Below are 15,416 nucleotides of genomic sequence, written 5' to 3' on the forward strand. Positions count from 1 at the left end.
CATGGAAGAGAACAGACAGGAACATACATTGAAAAGATGGAGGCTCATTCTCGGAGAGGGTGCAAATGACCAGCTATCGGGCTACTCGGAATCGGGTAACGTTGCGCTAACTGCAGAAGAGCAAATCATGGATGCGGCACTGGCCGCGATATACGATGACACCGGAACAGCCAGCAACGCTGGAGGTTCAGCAGCGGGCGGTAAAGGCAAAGGGGCTGGTACGGGGCATGGGGCTGTGCATCTCTCCAAATGGCTCGGTGATGTGCGGACCTTTTTCCCGGAGGATACCGTGTCGATTATTCAGCATGATGCTATGGAGCGAAAGGGCTGGAAACAGCTGCTGTTCGAGCCGGAAATGCTTGCCACCGTCAAACCGGATATCCAACTGGTAGGCACTTTGCTGGCGCTGAAGGGCAAAATCCCCGAGAAGACGAAGGACACAGCCCGTCTGCTGGTAAAAGCGGTGGTGGATGATCTGGTGAAGCTGCTGGAGACGGACATCCGCCGCGCAGTCACCGGAGCGCTCAACAAGCGGCAGCATTCGCCGCTGCCTTCCCTCAGTGGCTTGGATTGGAAGCGGACGATTCAGCGCAACCTGAAGCATTATGACACAGAGAGACGGCAGCTTATTCCTGAACGTTTCTATTATTTTGACCGTGCACGCCGCAGTAAGGAATGGACTGTAATTGTGGATATTGACCAAAGCGGCTCCATGGCGGATTCGATTATTTGGGCTTCGGTCATCGGTTCCATTTTTGCCAGCATTCCGGCGCTACGTACACGGGTCGTGGTTTTCGATACTGAAGTTGTTGATTTGACCGAGCAATGCGAGAATGATCCAGTAGATATGCTCTTCGGCATTCAGCTCGGCGGCGGTACGGATATTCATAAATCGGTGAAGTATTGTCAGCAGTTTATTGAAGAGCCCCAGAAGACACTCTTTATTATTGTCTCGGACCTTTATGAGGGCGGCAACCAATCCGGTCTAGTCCGGCGTATGCGTGAAATGCGGGAGTCTGGAGTGCGAACGATGTGCCTGCTGGCCTTGTCGGATCGAGGAAAGCCTTTCTATGACGAGCGTCTGGCGGGGCAATTGTCCCGTGATGGAACCCCGTGCTTTGCCTGCACGCCTGCACTTCTGCCGGGTTTGGTTGAGGGAGCGCTCAAAGGGCAGGATCTGGCAGAGCTGGCGAAGCGGCTGGGTGCTTTTCAAGGCTAATTATCGGGGAACATAGACAAGTCAGAATGTGTATATAGATAGTAGTGAACGATTGTCTTTCATTTAACATATTGTTAAACTTTCATATATCATTTATAATCGGCCTAATGAATGATAGGGAAGTAACTTAAAAGGAAGTGTATGATCTCATGACAACGAAGCTTAGAGCCGGCATTGTCGGCGGTACAGGAATGGTAGGCCAACGCTTTATCGCTTTACTAGAGAACCACCCTTGGTTTGAAGTGACTGCAATTGCTGCAAGCAGCAGATCTGCAGGCAAGAACTTTGAGGAATCCATTGCCGGCAGATGGAAGCTGGATACTCCACTTCCTGATAGCGTGAAGAATATTATGGTTCAGGATGCATCCCAGGTAGAAGAATTCGCTAAAGATGTGGACCTGATCTTCTGTGCAGTAGATATGAAGAAGGAAGAAATCAAGAAGCTGGAAGAAGACTATGCGCGTACTGGAACGCCGGTCATCTCTAACAACTCCGCTCATCGCTGGACGGCGGACGTACCGATGGTGATCCCGGAGATCAACCCGGATCATATTAAGGTGATCGAGCAGCAGCGTAAGCGTCTTGGCACGACAACAGGCTTCATTGCCGTGAAGCCAAATTGTTCTATCCAGAGCTATGTGCCAGCACTGCATGCCTTGGCGGCATTTGAGCCGGAGAAGGTTGTTGTAAGCACATACCAAGCGATCTCTGGAGCAGGCAAGACGTTCGCGGATTGGCCAGAAATGATCGACAACGTGATTCCTTACATCGGTGGCGAAGAAGAGAAGAGTGAGCAGGAGCCGCTGCGGATCTGGGGCGAGTTGACCGAAGAGGGTATCGTGAAAGCTTCCACGCCTGTGGTCACTTCTCAGTGTATCCGTGTACCAGTGGCTGACGGCCATATGGCATCGGTATTCGTGTCCTTCAAGAAGACACCTTCCAAGGAAGAGATCCTTGAGCTCTGGAAGAGCTTCAAGGGCCGTCCGCAGGAACTTGAGCTGCCAAGCGCTCCGAAGCAATTCATCACCTATTTCGAAGAAGAGAACCGTCCACAGACGAAGCTGGACCGGGATATCGAGAACGGCATGGGTGTTTCCACCGGACGTCTGCGCGAAGATTCGCTGCATGACTTCAAGTTCGTGGGTCTGTCGCACAACACGCTGCGTGGTGCAGCTGGCGGTGCGGTGCTGATCGCCGAACTGCTCAAAGCGGAAGGTTATATTCAGCCTAAAGCGTAATAAATGATGCTGTAATCACCCGTCTTCCTTCTGGATGGCGGGTGATTTGTGTTTTTTTTCGGCTTTTTGGCGAAGGTAATGGTATGATGTATAGATTGAACTGAAAAAACATGGAGAAAAGGAATGGAGGAAAAGTTTGGAGTTGTAGGAGCGATAGCGTCCGCCTTTGTCTCCAGATTTTTTCAATGGAAGAGGATATAATTATAAGAAATCTGGAGACAACAGCGGCCGAAAACCCAAACATTTTCCGCAATGACGACCTTAGTCTATGTAAAGATAAAGTTCAATGTGAGTAAACATCAGAGAAATAGTAATGGAGTGATCATATGGGTGCAAAGAGTAAGGGCGGCGGCACAGGTCGTGGAACAGGCAGCAAGGGATGGACACGCTGGAATAAGACAGCAAAGCCAGTAAAGCCCAAGTTCTTGAAGGGCGGTGCCTCAGGTGCTTCTGACGCTAAGGGAGCCGCTGGTGCCAAAAGTGGTACAGTAAAACCAGGCGCGAATAAGAGCGGAGGAAGCCGGTAAGACGGCTTCTGGCATAGCACATAGCAGGGAGAGCAGGTTTAGTATGAGAATCAATAAGTACATAAGCCTGTCCGGCGTTTATTCCAGAAGGGAGACCAACCGTTTGATTGCCGCTGGGCGGATCAGCATTAACGGTAGGGTCTGCGAGGAAGGTGCAGAAGTAGAGCCGGGCGATACAGTGCTTGTGGACGGTCAAGCCCTTCCGGAAGAGCGTTCTGAACCGGTGTATCTAGCCTTGAACAAACCTGTCGGCATTACTTGTACGGCAGCTAGAGAGGTTCAGGGTAACATTATAGATTTCGTTAACTATCCTGCGCGGATTTTCGCAGTCGGCAGACTGGACAAGGCGTCGGAGGGACTTATTCTATTGACGAACAACGGGGATATCGTGAATAAAATGATGTCTTCGGAGTATGGGCATGAGAAGGAATATGTAGTGGATGTTGACCATCCAATTACAGATGAATTTCTGCAAGCCATGGCGAGCGGTGTGGGTATTCTAGGGGTTATCACCAAGCCCTGCCGGATCTACCGGGAGAGTGAATGTAGATTTCGGATTATCCTTACCCAAGGACTCAATCTCCAGATTCGCAGAATGTGCAAAGCTTTAGGGTACAGGGTATTGAAGCTGGAGCGCCTTCGAATCATGAACATTACGCTGGACGGTCTGGAACGTGGGCAATGGCGCCACCTGGCAGAAGAAGAGCTCCAGAACCTGCTGACAAGGCTGGATGAAGCGGCAAAATAGTATGAAAAAAGGTGGTGTCCCGCTGATTAGCGGACACCACCTTTTTATTAGGTTTAGTGTCGATTGACTCTACACATAGTCAATACACAGTTATGGTCTTATATGCGCGCGTTCTATAGCCTGTACAAACTCTCTCGCCGCAGCAGTGGCGTCGGCGGCTCCGGCAATAGCGGAGATCACCGAAATGCCGTCCGCGCCGGCAGCAATGACCGGTGCGGTATTAGCGGCCGTAATTCCGCCAATGCCTACAAGCGGGATGTCTATGCCCTTCTCCCTGATCTCCGTGATGAGTCTGGTGCCCTGAACAGCCCGTGCGTCATCTTTGGAAGGGGTAGGGTAGACCGGGCCAATGCCAAGATAGTCTGCACCATCGGAGATGGCTTGCTGCACTTCCGCTAGATTGTGAGCGGAGACGCCGATGATTTTGCCAGACCCGAGACGCTGCCGGATCGATGCCGCCGGCTCATCCTCCTGGCCGATATGTACCCCGTCAGCATCGAGCTGAATAGCTAGTTCAATATCGTCATTGATGATAAAAGGAACACCCTCGGCCCGGCACAGGCACTGGAGCGATTTTGCCAACTCGAGAAGGGCTTGCCCGTGGAGGGCGGATGGACCCTTTTCCCGGAACTGAAACATCGTAGCGCCACCCTTGATCGCTGCCTTCAGCGTCTCTTCTGGTGACTTACGGCAATTGGCGGTACCCATAATGAAGTATAAGCTCAACTGCTCTCGCAGCTTGTGACTGTCCACAACACTCATCCCCGATCACCCCTCATTCTGTTCTGATAGGCAAAATGGTTCGTCGGCCCATGTCCCGCACCGATGGCCAGCCCGTCTTCAATGGCCGCCTGAATGAAGGCTCTGGCCGTATGAATCGCTTCCTGCACAGACTGCCCTTTGGCGAGCTCCGCAGCCAGTGCTGCAGAGTACGTGCAGCCCGTTCCATGCGTATGAGGGGTGTTCACACGTTTATTTTCCATATAAAAGAACGAATGTCCATCGTAGAGCAGATCAATTACTTGCTCTGTCGACTCGTCATGCCCGCCCTTTAGAATCACATAGCGTGAGCCCATGCCAGCAATAATACGTGCGGCTTGCTCGCGGTCCTGCAAGCTGGTGATACTGTGGCCCGTGATTAGCTCTGCTTCCGGGATGTTGGGCGTCGTTACGAACGCCAAGGGCAGCAGCCTTGTGATCAGGGCAGCAACTGCTTCCTGCTGAAGCAAAGGCGAGCCGCCTTTGGCGACCATCACCGGATCAACGACAAGTCGGTTCCAGCCATACTTTTCCACCTTGTCGGCGACAATACCGATGATTTCGCTGCTGAACAGCATACCGGTCTTAACGGCTCCTGGCTGCAAATCCTCTCCAATGGAATCCAATTGTCTTGTCACTGCTTCCAGGTCAAGAGGATACACGCCTTGAACACCAAGTGTGTTCTGAGCGGTTATTGCCGTCAGTGCGGACATTCCGTATACGCCCAGCTCCTGAAAGGTTTTTAGATCCGCTTGAATCCCTGCGCCGCCACCGCTGTCTGAACCGGCTATCGTCAGAGCTTGATAGACGCTCATATAAATTCTCCTTCCGCAAAAACGTTGCTTGATGTATTTGAAGCTTTTGTTACAGAATTAGACTTTTTTAATCAGCGATCTCTTCTGATAAATATCTGGTGTAACCAGCGAAAGCTGGTTCAGGAACTCGATTTGAAAGCTGCCTGGACCCTGTCCACGCGTCCGCTCCTCGGCGATTTCCGCAGCTACGCCATAGAAAGAAATCGCTTCGGCTACGGCCTCCAGCGGTGAATCTGAACCGACAGCCAGGAAAGCTCCGGTTACGGCGCTGAGCAGGCATCCGGTCCCGGTGACTTTGGTCAGAATGGGGTGACCGTTGGCAGCAATGTAAGTCGTTACGCCATCAGTAATAATGTCCTCTTTGCCGGTGACGATCACGATGCAGCCCAGCTTACGCGCAGCTTTTTGTGCCAGCCCTACCGCATCACCGTCACCTGCGCCAGCATCCACGCCCTTAATGGCCCACTGCTCACCGGCAACATTGGCGACCTCGGCGACATTGCCGCGCAGCGCCGTCAGGGAGATTGCACCGACCAGCTTCTGGACGATCTCCGTCCGGTAAGACGTAGCCCCGGCGCCGACCGGGTCAAGCACTACAGGCGTACCATGGACATTGGCGGACTGTCCTGCCAGAATCATCGACCGGATAACCTGTTCGTTCAGCGTGCCGATATTCAGTACAACAGAGGCGGCCATTTGGGCCACATCGGCAACTTCTTCTTGGGAGTCCGCCATGAACGGGGATGCGCCGAGAGCCAACAGTCCATTGGCCGTGAAATTGGTTACGACAATATTAGTGATATTGTGAATCAGCGGATTCTGCTCCCTTACCTTGGACAAATAAGTCATTGGATTGCCTCCCGGGAATATTGGATTTGTAACGCGATACTACATAATCTACCTATTGTTCATCTGGCCTTACAGATTGATAAATGCTTCTTCCGGCGCAGTTTCAGCTGTCAGCAGACCGTTTTCTTTTAGCCATTGTTGTACCTTGTTCCACGAAGCCGGGTCCTGATAACCAAACGGTTCTTTTCCCGCATCCATTAGTGGAAGCAGAACTTCCAGACTTTTTTTCTCGATATCTTTGTCAAGCGGGGAGCTCTGATCTTCATGCTTGAACAGAAGGGCCAGCGCTTCCTCCGGATGTTCTTTGACGAACTTTTGACCCTTTGCGGCGGCGGTCAGAAATTTTTTGAAATAAGCCTGAGAGTTCTGCATTCCTTGTTGGCTGGCTACCAGCACAAGCTCATAATAATCCGGAACTCCATAATCCGTCGGGTTAAGGGAGGTCACCGGATGTCCCTCTTTTTCCAGAATCAGCTGCTCATGATTGATAAAACCTCCAATGATAGCATCGGTCTGCCCTGTGGAGAGGGCCGGAACGAGGTTGAAGCCAATATCCACGAGCTTTAAGGATTCAGGATCACCACCGCTGCTGCGGACCATCGTTTTTACCATGGCTTCATAGAGCGGGATGGAGGAATAGCCTACGGTCTTGCCGGCCAGGTCAGCAGGCGTCTTCACAGCGGAATCGGCTGGAACCATCAGATGGTTCAAGGGATGTCTGACAATCGCGGCAATGGAGAGGACAGGGATCTGTTCCCCGCGTGCCATCAGCACCTGTGGCTGGTAACTCAGCGCAAGATCAATCTTGCCCGCAGCTACGAGCTTCAGCGCATCATTACTGTCAGCAGGCATTTGAATCTCCACATCAAGCCCCTCTTCGGCAAAATATCCATTCTCCTGAGCGGCGTAAAGGAAGGAATGAACAGCATTCGGATACCAGTCCAGCATCAACGTAAGCTTATGCGGCTTGTCGGACGCTTCTCCGGTTTGGCTTCCTGAGCTTCCAGACTTTGCTGCTTCGCCGCAACCACTCGCAAGCAACACTGTCATTGCAAGCAACAGCAGCGGAACAATTTTTTTGAATCTGTGATGTCTTGTAATCATTTGTGAAATCCTCTTTTCTTGAAAATAATCTTTTCGATCATAGCGATAATCAGAAATAAGCCAACGCCCATCGCGGACAGCAGGACCACTGCGGCAAACATTTCTTTGCTTTGCAAATTCCCTGCCATCCTGCGGCTAAAATATCCAAGTCCCTTGCTGCCGCCTAGCCATTCGCCAATCGTTGCCCCGATCACGCAGTAGACCATCGACAGCTTGAGGCCGGAGAAGTAAGAGGGCAGAGCCAGCGGAATCCGTGTCTTGAGCAGGATTTGACGGGTGCTGGCGCCCATGGTGCGGAGCAGGTCCTCATAAGCGTGATTCTTCTGCTGTAACCCATCATAAGCGCCAACCACCACTGGGAAAAAAGCGGTCAGGAATACGACAGCCACCTTACTCCATAGCGTGTATCCGAACCACATAATAAAGACAGGAGAAAGCGCGATGAGCGGAATAGTCTGGCTGATGATAATGAAGGGATAGAGTGCCTTTTCCAGCGGACGCCACGTGTGCATGCCAAGTCCCAGCAAGGTGCCGCAGGTAACTGACAAGACGTAGCCAAGCAGTACTTCTTGCAACGTAGCGGGTAAATGCAGCCCGAACAATATTTTACTGTTTTCAACCAGAGCGGTTCCTATCGACAGAGGCCCTGGGAGAATGAAAGGTGGAAGGACTCCTATCCGCGCCAGCATCTCCCATAGACCGAGAATAAACAGCAGCAGAACAAGGAAAGGGCCGTAATTCTGCAAGTTTTTTCTAAACAGCCGTGTTATCATACAATTTGCGCTCCAGTTCAGCCCGCAGCTCTATAAACCGCGGTTCATAATTCATTTTGCTATGCCGGGGCCTAGGGAGATCCACGAGTATTTCCTCTACACTTCCTCCAGCGCGTCCAGGTAAGAGATAGATGCGGTCACTAAGCAGCACAGCCTCCTCCAGATCATGCGTAATGAAGAGAATTGTCTTGTCCAGCTCATCCAAAATCTCCAGTAGCCAGCTATGCATTTCCCGCTTGGTCATGTGATCGAGTGCTCCAAAAGGTTCATCTAGCAGAAGTAGGCCGCCTCCCGTAATGAGTGTTCGGAGAAAAGCTACCCGCTGCCGCATTCCGCCGGACAGTTCATGGGGGAACGAGTTTTCAATACCGGCCAGACCTAAACGCTCCAGCAATTCAATTACCTGACTAGTAACCTCGGCTTTGCTACGGCTCCGCTTAATTTCCCAAGGAAGCAGGCAATTCTCCAGAACCGTCCTCCAGGGTAGCAGCAGATCCTGCTGAGGCATATAAGCGACCTGTCCCAAACGCTTGGCGGTAGCGGAAATTTCGTGAAGACGCAGTTCACCGCTGCTTGGCTCCAGCAATCCGGCGATAATTTTAAAAAGCGTGCTTTTTCCGCATCCGCTGGTCCCAACAAGGGAAACGAACTCGCCTTGATGAACCGCTAGGGATATATCTGATAGCACTGGTGCATCTGCGGATTTGGCATAGGCATAGGATAAATTGTGTACAGATATGATTTCCGTAATCCGCGTAACCTCCTTAGCACGATAAAAAGACCCCTTCATCTCCCGACGGAAATAAAGGGGCCTAAAATTTAAGTTTGCAAAAAGAACAGCCATGCAATACCTGAATTTCAGTTCCACTTCCCTCCGCTGGTATGATCCAGATCAGGTTCCAAGGGTCCGAAGCTTACCGCTTTCGTCTCAGCCAATTCAGGCTCCCCTAGTGAAAAAAGACTTTTATCGCTATCAAGTTTCATAATTCGGTTATAAATATACCATATTTTATAGTATTGTAAATAGCAGGGCATATTAAATTCATTCACTAGGGTGATCTCATTGGAACTAGACAAAGCAATCTGTAGCAGTATCGGGAATTATGAACATGCGCTGACTAAGGGGAATAAATATAAAATATTAGATGAAAAAGAAGAAATGATCAGAATCGTCGGAGACCACGGTAGGAGAGTTTGGATCAATAAGTATTACTTTTATTTTAATGACGAAGAAGTGCTTATATTGACTGACTGGAAATTCGATGATGATGTTGAAACAACGGAATTTATTGAAATGTCTTTAACATTTAACGATCGAGTAAAACGTTGGTGCATCATTACTACACCGGATAAATTAAAGCAGTATTTTGCTAGACAAGAGCCAGAATTACCAGGGATTCATATAGGACACATGATAATAGTGCAAAGGATAGATGTTGACACTGTTAATGCATTTTTGCGACAAATGGATAACCAAGGCGAATTACTTAAAGCATCATTACCACTAGGTGAAGGATCAGAAGACGAAGATATTTCCGGCTCTCTTTAAACTGTTAGTAGTATCTGATAACAACGCTGTAATGAAAGGAGCGTCAAGATGAAAGAAAGGACTGCGAAGTCAACTTTACAAGTATTTTTGTTTATCTCGATAGTGTTTATCATAACTTCATTGATACAGTTGTTGCTAAATATCGTGCAAGAGCGCCCAGCTTGGGTGTTAACTTTAGTGTCCCTACCCTTACCAATGTTTGTGTTTCTTGCGGTTGTGATAATCTTAGATTTAGCGAAGCAGGACTTTATGATATTAAAAGGTAGATTGACCACTATAAGAGGTAATAAAGTTATTGTGAAAACATCAAATGAAAGAGAAAAAAAGTTTAATATAACTAGCAATCAAATGAGAGAACTAGAGAAGGATAAGGATATTGAAATAACGTACTATAAGAGAACAAAAACAGTAATAAATGTAACAAATGTTTAGAGGGAATAAGAGGTGTTTGACCTTCAAAAGGAGTAATAAAGTGCAAAGAGCATCTGAAGAAGAAAAGTTAAATATCCTTGATTTATTCGGAAGATTGGATGTTGAAGAGTACAAAAATCCTGGTTCTATTTTTAGATATATAGGATTATTAGATGTACACGCTAAGCGCCTATCTGAAGAGGAAGCAGCATCGATATTAAGCTCGGAGCTTATTAGCAGGAATGAAAATAAATTTGAAAATTACTTTCGGCGATGTGTACAAAGCATCCCAGGCCGGATATTTGTTAAGAGATGTCCAATTATTGGAGGACGGGATAGCCATGAGAACATTTTCAAAATAGAAGAAAGTGATGAATTGATGGATATTATAAAACAGATAGCTCGAGAAGAATGCTTTTATAATATCTATTTTGTTGAAGCGATGACAGTAGTCGTTGGAAACTTTGATTTATCATGGCCGATCTATAGTTTTTCAGAAGACTACAGAACATTTAATCAAATAGCAAGAGAGGTAAACTTATACATAAGAACTGATTAGAGCATCAAGAAGGACTAATAACCCTAGAAAAGCTGAGCAAACTGGAGGTAATGATCGTACGTTAACAAAAAAAGATGCTTTTATAAGCAATATTCTTGATGTTTTAAGATGAATACCCGGTGATACTGTAATAAACCTCCAGCTTCGCGCACATGTGCGGAACCGGAGGTTTTTTCAGCATTAGCCGCTCTTATTCAGTAACTGAGGCTTCGCGGGACTTCAGGAGATTAAAAAAGCTGCCTACATAGAACGCATTAAAGTAACACACAAAGCTCAGAAATTATTACCGATGTGTAATTAACGGCATTTTTGTACCCTAAATCTTCCTCAGCTATAGGGTAGACGGTAATTAAGGACAATATTGTATGTTAATTCTTCCACAATAGGATGTTTAGCATGGTTTTTTCAAAAATAAGGTACAAAAATGCTCTTATTTACCTAATTTACCTTTATTCAAGAAAAATAAGGTACAAAAATGCTGTTAGTTGAGGAGGCAGAGCCACTCTTCTTTGTTGAGGAGAATGGTGCAGAGAATAGGAGAGTTGCGACCTAAACTAAGCCTTAATTTCACTAGAATAACGCCTGATCCCCAGTTTGAATCTTAATTTCTCTCCATATATCACCTTTTTTTTCTGACAAGCCCGTCAATGAACAAGGTGAGTATCCCCTGAGTAATATCTTCTTTGGTAGATTGATGCGCCTTCTGCTGATAGAGATAAAGATCGGGGCTCAGCACGGACAGGAGCGCAGTCACGGTAAAATGCGGGTCAATGTTCACGATCTCACCATTCTCTGCAGCTTGCGATAGCAATTCTGTGAAAATAACATTTACCCGTCGGAAAAAAGGGTGCTCGAATTGAGTGAGTTGCTTCTTGCCCACAAACTCAGATTTGATTAGGTGCAGTAGCTCCGCATGCTGATCAATGAAATCGACCACCTGCTCGATGCTGTTCTGAAGACGCTGAAGTGCCGGATCATCTGCGTTTGAGCTCTGTGCTTCCCGCTCCAGTTCGGTCAAGAAACGACCCGTGCTGTCCCGCAGAAGGGCTGAGCAAATCTCACCTTTGTCAGTAAAACGGCGGTAAAGGGAGCCTTGGCCGATGCCAGCCTGCTTGGCAATGCTGTACATGCTGACATTTTCCAGGCCTGACGCTTTGAAAAGTTCTCGGGCTGCATTCAATATGCGTTCATGATAAGGATCAATTGTTTGTTGGTTTGCAGGGTCTATTGGGGCAAGCGAAGCTTTCTCTGTTTTTTTCATACGGGGCTCCTTTTGGTTGCAGCGTATATTTTTTGAAAAATAAAAGTAGGGAATTGACAATGCGGACAATTGTCCGTAGACTAATTAATGCCAACACGGACAATTGTCCGTTCACTAATTATAATTTAGATCCATTTCAAAGGTCAATGATTCCTGAGATGGCGATAGAGGAGGAAGAGAGAATGGAACATACGGTACAACCGGATCGTGAATTTCGCATATCTGGGATCCTGGTCCCTTTGATTGCGATTATTGCCGGGGTATTCATGGTAGCGCTAGACTCCACGGCTATGAACGTTGCATTACCCACACTTTTGAAGGACTTCGATACAAATCTGACTACACTGCAATGGGTAGTTACCGGCTATATGCTGGCGCAGGCTTCAGTCATCCCGCTGTCGGGCTGGCTTTCCGACCGGTTCGGGGCCAAGAGAGTGTTCTTAAGTGCTGTTGTTTTGTTTACGATAGGGTCCATTTTGTGCGCGCTGCCCAATAGTGCGGAGTGGTTGATTACATTCCGGGTCATTCAAGGACTTGGGGGAGGTAGCGTAATTCCGATAGCTATGGCGTACGTCTACCGGCTTAGCCCACCTGGCAAGGTTGGCGTTGTGATGGGTCTTATGGGCATTCCTGTTCTGTTTGCCCCGGCAATTGGCCCTGTACTGTCTGGCTGGCTTGTTGAATTCCATTCCTGGCGTTGGATTTTTCTAATCAATATACCGATTGGCATCATCTGCTTGTTGATCGGCATGCGAAAGTTACCCAAAGTGGAGCGAACTCAGGTCCCGGGGATGGATAAGTTGGGTATGATTCTTGGGCCGCTGGCTTTTGCCGCATTAACTTACGGAGTTAGCCAGGGAGCTGAGAGCTGGACGTCCAGCAAAACGCTATTCGGTCTGGGTCTTGGTGCCGTTGCCCTGATCCTGTTTGTTATCGTGGAATTAAGAGCACAAACACCGCTATTAGAACTGCGTGTGATGGGTTCCATAGACTTCAGTTTAGGCATCATCGTCCAGTGGATCGGGCAGTTCGGGCTGTACGGCGCGTTGTTCCTGATGCCGCAATTCTTGCAGCAGGCCCGTGGTTTCGGTGCTTTTGATACCGGCTTGACGATGCTACCGCAGGCCATAGCTTCAGGACTGGTGATGCCGATTGCCGGGATGTTGTTCGATAAAATCGGAGTACGTTGGCTCATCGTTGGCGGTCTCGGTTTGATCTCCGGCGCGCTGTATCAGTACTCCCACGTGGATTTGACCATAACATCACGGGATGTAATCTTGCCGCTGCTGATGTGTGGTGCGGGTATGGGGCTGATGATCATGCCGATGAATACGCATCTCCTTAATAAAGCGCCACGCCATCTGGTGAACCGGGTGACTTCGTTGACCAATTCCATGCAACAGGTGATCAATTCCCTGGCGATCTCGACACTTGTGACGATTCTGACCTCCAGAACAGCAACGCATGCACTTGAAATGAAGGAGGCGGCAGCTGCCGCGGGAGTCAGTTCTGCAGCAACTTCGCCGGAAGCGGTGAAGCTGGCAACACAGAATCTACTTGTAAAAGGCTTTGACGACACCTTCCATATTATGATGTTCGTCGCTATTGGTGGCGCAGTACTGGGTCTTCTGCTCCGCAGAGGCAGCAAAAAGGCAGAGGAAGCGCCACATACCGAGATGATGCACAGCTAAAGGATCGAGGGAGGAGAAGCTCAAAATGACTATCGCATTATGGATTGTCCAGATTTTATTAGCACTTGTCTTTTTTTGGGCTGGTGGCATGAAATTGTTTCAAGAGAACAAGGCAATGGAAATGATGGTCTGGGCTAGAGAGGCTTCAAGAAGCTTTTTAATATTTGTTGGAGTGGCTGAAATAATAGGCGGAATCGGTCTAATCTTACCTGGAGCATTGGGGATTTTACCAGTCTTAACCCTTCTTGCAGCCATTGGCACAGCCATTATTCTGATTTTAGCAGCATTATTACATGCAAGAAGAAAAGAAAAAGGCGTGGGGATTAATATTGTATTTTTATTATTAGCTTTATTTGTGGTCATTGGCCATATCCTTATCAAGTAGACAAATAACGAAGAACCTCTAGCTTCGCATATACCGCGAAAATAGAGGTTCTTTTTCATTATAGAAGGGAAATACTGTGAATATTGAGCTGATTATTCAGCAGCTGCGGCTTCGCGGAACTTCAGGAAGTCCACTGCATTGTAGACCATGATGGCGGCTTCGGCACGGGTGATTTCAGCTTTTGGATTGAACTTACCGTTGCTGTCCAGCGTGTTGATCTTGTAGACAAGCGAGCGTTGAACGGCACCTTGGTAGGAAGGGTCCAACTGGCTGTCATCCACGATGTCGGCAGGCTTGATATTGATCATTGGCAGATTGCCGATGGCCTCCACACCCTGAACCAGCATGCTGGTGAATTGCTCTCTGGTCAAAATTTGGGAAGGCTTCACATCCTTCGGTATGTCCACCCGATTGTAGTGCGCATTAATGAATGCTTCTGCGTACCAGGCATTGTCCTTCACGTTGGTGAACAGGCCGCTGGCTGTGGGGGCAATATTGAAATCAATCGCGGCCAGGCTGAGCTGAAGTCCTCCAGCAATGAATTGTACACCTTGAGCGACCGTCACTTTCGAAGCAGGCAGGAAGGAGGTCTCTGTAACTCCCTTGATGAGGCCCTGATCTTTAAGGGAAATAATCTTTTCTTTGCCAGCTACGGAATCTAGATCCTTGAAGCTAGTCTCTGCGGCAAAAACTTGACTCCCGAGGGAGAAGGAGAGAAGAGTTACTGTAGCCATCGCAGCAAATGCGCTTTTTTTCAAATTCATGTTCATTCCACCTTGTCATTGGATTGGCACCCTGGCCATGCTTGTTCCCTTTGACGAGGCAATGATTGGAAAGGTTGCAGGTCATCTAATAGGATTCACGAAAAAGCAGATTGCGGTAAGGATACTTACTAAATGGCGTCTTGAATAAGAGGGCTATACCGCTGTCTTCGATGTTTACAGAGCGCAGGGCAGCACTTGTCACGAACTTTCGAACCAAACACTTCACCGTTCTCTGATCTTTACGGCGGATTGCGTAAGCCAAAGCCTTGGCATAACGGCAGCTCGTGGCCAGCTTTCGATAGAATGGCAGTAAGGCACGGGCAATGTAACGGTGGGCTTTAGTATTAAAAGTAAATTGGACCAGACCCGGTGGGATCGTAGTTCCATTCGTATAGTAGCCGACAGGCGGCGTGAAGGGAAAAGAAATAAAGTAGCCGATCGCATTTGTTCCATAATCCTGATTTCCGACCAGTGAAGGAATTCTTGCCAAGAGCTCGCCCATAAGGTTGAGATTCGCTGTAACCACCGCTTTTGACCACTGGCGGGCGAACTTTTCGTCCTTGGCGATTTTTGTATAGAACGGCAGCATGGCCCGGGCTGTTTTGCGTAAAACAAAAGCGGTGACATGAGGCCGGGATTTCTTTCGTACCAATTGCGACATCTTCACCATCCTCCTTCATATAGATTACACCCGTCTATATAAAGTATGGGGGCTGGGCTTATATCTGATTGGGCGATTGCTCCATATGCGGAAAAATATTTTT

The 15,416-nt window shown here is 48.3% G+C and carries 18 protein-coding genes and 1 riboswitch; of the genes, 9 read left to right on the forward strand and 9 right to left on the reverse strand.

The features are described 5' to 3' along the window. Position 1 precedes the first annotated feature (1 nt). The 4 genes from HPT30_RS28415 (at position 2) to HPT30_RS28430 (ending at position 3,732) form a co-directional block, all read left to right on the forward strand. Complete coding sequence (locus tag HPT30_RS28415; RefSeq protein ID WP_175374611.1) at positions 2-1,219, forward strand: VWA domain-containing protein; 1,218 nt, start codon at positions 2-4, stop codon at positions 1,217-1,219. A 149-nt stretch (positions 1,220-1,368) separates the two neighbouring features. Beyond that, entirely contained in the window at positions 1,369-2,457 is a 1,089-nt protein-coding gene (gene asd, locus HPT30_RS28420; protein WP_175374612.1) for an aspartate-semialdehyde dehydrogenase, read from the forward strand. 326 nt (positions 2,458-2,783) lie between these two features. Further along, on the forward strand, positions 2,784-2,984 hold the full coding sequence (locus tag HPT30_RS28425; protein WP_175374613.1) for a DUF3934 family protein: 201 nt from the start codon (positions 2,784-2,786) through the stop codon (positions 2,982-2,984). A 43-nt stretch (positions 2,985-3,027) separates the two neighbouring features. Then, on the forward strand, positions 3,028-3,732 hold the full coding sequence (locus HPT30_RS28430; RefSeq protein WP_175374614.1) for a pseudouridine synthase: 705 nt from the start codon (positions 3,028-3,030) through the stop codon (positions 3,730-3,732). A 90-nt stretch (positions 3,733-3,822) separates the two neighbouring features. Here the strand turns inward: HPT30_RS28430 and thiE are convergent, their stop codons facing one another. From thiE to HPT30_RS28460, 6 genes are all read right to left on the reverse strand, one after another. Beyond that, complete coding sequence (thiE, locus tag HPT30_RS28435; protein ID WP_175374615.1) at positions 3,823-4,494, reverse strand: thiamine phosphate synthase; 672 nt, start codon at positions 4,492-4,494, stop codon at positions 3,823-3,825. Then, a complete protein-coding gene (gene thiD, locus HPT30_RS28440) occupies positions 4,491-5,306 on the reverse strand; it encodes a bifunctional hydroxymethylpyrimidine kinase/phosphomethylpyrimidine kinase (RefSeq protein ID WP_175374616.1) in 816 nt (271 codons plus the stop codon). Before thiD ends, thiE begins: the two co-directional genes overlap by 4 nt. Before the next feature lie 57 nt (positions 5,307-5,363). Continuing rightward, on the reverse strand, positions 5,364-6,155 hold the full coding sequence (gene thiM / locus HPT30_RS28445) for a hydroxyethylthiazole kinase (RefSeq protein WP_175374617.1): 792 nt from the start codon (positions 6,153-6,155) through the stop codon (positions 5,364-5,366). A 69-nt stretch (positions 6,156-6,224) separates the two neighbouring features. Then, positions 6,225-7,259, reverse strand: coding sequence for an ABC transporter substrate-binding protein (locus HPT30_RS28450; protein WP_246317501.1), 1,035 nt, complete (start codon positions 7,257-7,259; stop codon positions 6,225-6,227). Then, positions 7,256-8,032 carry an ABC transporter permease gene (locus HPT30_RS28455; protein WP_175374618.1) on the reverse strand — a complete coding sequence of 259 codons (777 nt, stop codon included), beginning with the start codon at positions 8,030-8,032 and terminating at the stop codon, positions 7,256-7,258. Before HPT30_RS28455 ends, HPT30_RS28450 begins: the two co-directional genes overlap by 4 nt. Further along, a complete protein-coding gene (locus HPT30_RS28460) occupies positions 8,013-8,822 on the reverse strand; it encodes an ABC transporter ATP-binding protein (protein ID WP_175374619.1) in 810 nt (269 codons plus the stop codon). Before HPT30_RS28460 ends, HPT30_RS28455 begins: the two co-directional genes overlap by 20 nt. A gap of 62 nt (positions 8,823-8,884) precedes the next feature. Then, a riboswitch (TPP riboswitch) is annotated at positions 8,885-8,991 on the reverse strand. A gap of 104 nt (positions 8,992-9,095) precedes the next feature. Between HPT30_RS28460 and HPT30_RS28465 the strand changes: the two genes are divergently transcribed. Genes HPT30_RS28465 through HPT30_RS28475 form a run of 3 tightly spaced genes read left to right on the forward strand, consistent with a single transcriptional unit; the run spans position 9,096 to position 10,551 of the window. After that, a complete protein-coding gene (locus tag HPT30_RS28465; protein WP_175374620.1) occupies positions 9,096-9,581 on the forward strand; it encodes a hypothetical protein in 486 nt (161 codons plus the stop codon). A 48-nt stretch (positions 9,582-9,629) separates the two neighbouring features. Then, entirely contained in the window at positions 9,630-10,013 is a 384-nt protein-coding gene (locus tag HPT30_RS28470) for a hypothetical protein (protein ID WP_175374621.1), read from the forward strand. A gap of 40 nt (positions 10,014-10,053) precedes the next feature. Next, a complete protein-coding gene (locus tag HPT30_RS28475; RefSeq protein WP_175374622.1) occupies positions 10,054-10,551 on the forward strand; it encodes a hypothetical protein in 498 nt (165 codons plus the stop codon). Positions 10,552-11,170: 619 nt separating this feature from the next. Here the strand turns inward: HPT30_RS28475 and HPT30_RS28480 are convergent. Beyond that, positions 11,171-11,812: a TetR/AcrR family transcriptional regulator gene (locus tag HPT30_RS28480; protein WP_175374623.1), complete on the reverse strand. Its 642-nt coding sequence runs from the start codon at positions 11,810-11,812 to the stop codon at positions 11,171-11,173. A gap of 182 nt (positions 11,813-11,994) precedes the next feature. On the opposite strand from HPT30_RS28480, the gene HPT30_RS28485 reads away from it, so the two are divergent. Together HPT30_RS28485 and HPT30_RS28490 are read left to right on the forward strand one after the other, a co-directional pair. Continuing rightward, positions 11,995-13,503 (forward strand): DHA2 family efflux MFS transporter permease subunit, encoded by a 1,509-nt coding sequence (locus HPT30_RS28485; RefSeq protein ID WP_175374624.1) that lies wholly within the window; start codon positions 11,995-11,997, stop codon positions 13,501-13,503. 25 nt (positions 13,504-13,528) lie between these two features. Then, positions 13,529-13,888, forward strand: coding sequence for a DoxX family protein (locus HPT30_RS28490; RefSeq protein WP_175374625.1), 360 nt, complete (start codon positions 13,529-13,531; stop codon positions 13,886-13,888). A gap of 92 nt (positions 13,889-13,980) precedes the next feature. On the opposite strand, the gene HPT30_RS28495 is transcribed toward HPT30_RS28490, so the two are convergent. Further along, on the reverse strand, positions 13,981-14,652 hold the full coding sequence (locus tag HPT30_RS28495) for an S-layer homology domain-containing protein (RefSeq protein WP_175374626.1): 672 nt from the start codon (positions 14,650-14,652) through the stop codon (positions 13,981-13,983). A gap of 85 nt (positions 14,653-14,737) precedes the next feature. After that, complete coding sequence (locus tag HPT30_RS28500; RefSeq protein ID WP_246317502.1) at positions 14,738-15,313, reverse strand: hypothetical protein; 576 nt, start codon at positions 15,311-15,313, stop codon at positions 14,738-14,740. Between the last annotated feature and the right edge of the window lie 103 nt (positions 15,314-15,416).

This window comes from Paenibacillus agri (assembly GCF_013359945.1).
Classification (GTDB): Bacteria; Bacillota; Bacilli; order Paenibacillales; family Paenibacillaceae; genus Paenibacillus_AQ; species Paenibacillus_AQ agri.

What these genes read in the sequence shown, in the direction of transcription:
- HPT30_RS28415 (WP_175374611.1), top strand. Translation starts at nt 2, where the DNA reads ATGGAAGAGAACAGACAGGAACATACATTGAAAAGATGGAGGCTCATT.
- asd (WP_175374612.1), top strand. Translation starts at nt 1,369, where the DNA reads ATGACAACGAAGCTTAGAGCCGGCATTGTCGGCGGTACAGGAATGGTA.
- HPT30_RS28425 (WP_175374613.1), top strand. Translation starts at nt 2,784, where the DNA reads ATGGGTGCAAAGAGTAAGGGCGGCGGCACAGGTCGTGGAACAGGCAGC.
- HPT30_RS28430 (WP_175374614.1), top strand. Translation starts at nt 3,028, where the DNA reads ATGAGAATCAATAAGTACATAAGCCTGTCCGGCGTTTATTCCAGAAGG.
- thiE (WP_175374615.1), bottom strand. Translation starts at nt 4,494, where the DNA reads ATGAGTGTTGTGGACAGTCACAAGCTGCGAGAGCAGTTGAGCTTATAC.
- thiD (WP_175374616.1), bottom strand. Translation starts at nt 5,306, where the DNA reads ATGAGCGTCTATCAAGCTCTGACGATAGCCGGTTCAGACAGCGGTGGC.
- thiM (WP_175374617.1), bottom strand. Translation starts at nt 6,155, where the DNA reads ATGACTTATTTGTCCAAGGTAAGGGAGCAGAATCCGCTGATTCACAAT.
- HPT30_RS28450 (WP_246317501.1), bottom strand. Translation starts at nt 7,259, where the DNA reads ATGATTACAAGACATCACAGATTCAAAAAAATTGTTCCGCTGCTGTTG.
- HPT30_RS28455 (WP_175374618.1), bottom strand. Translation starts at nt 8,032, where the DNA reads ATGATAACACGGCTGTTTAGAAAAAACTTGCAGAATTACGGCCCTTTC.
- HPT30_RS28460 (WP_175374619.1), bottom strand. Translation starts at nt 8,822, where the DNA reads ATGAAGGGGTCTTTTTATCGTGCTAAGGAGGTTACGCGGATTACGGAA.
- HPT30_RS28470 (WP_175374621.1), top strand. Translation starts at nt 9,630, where the DNA reads ATGAAAGAAAGGACTGCGAAGTCAACTTTACAAGTATTTTTGTTTATC.
- HPT30_RS28480 (WP_175374623.1), bottom strand. Translation starts at nt 11,812, where the DNA reads ATGAAAAAAACAGAGAAAGCTTCGCTTGCCCCAATAGACCCTGCAAAC.
- HPT30_RS28485 (WP_175374624.1), top strand. Translation starts at nt 11,995, where the DNA reads ATGGAACATACGGTACAACCGGATCGTGAATTTCGCATATCTGGGATC.
- HPT30_RS28490 (WP_175374625.1), top strand. Translation starts at nt 13,529, where the DNA reads ATGACTATCGCATTATGGATTGTCCAGATTTTATTAGCACTTGTCTTT.
- HPT30_RS28495 (WP_175374626.1), bottom strand. Translation starts at nt 14,652, where the DNA reads ATGAATTTGAAAAAAAGCGCATTTGCTGCGATGGCTACAGTAACTCTT.
- HPT30_RS28500 (WP_246317502.1), bottom strand. Translation starts at nt 15,313, where the DNA reads ATGTCGCAATTGGTACGAAAGAAATCCCGGCCTCATGTCACCGCTTTT.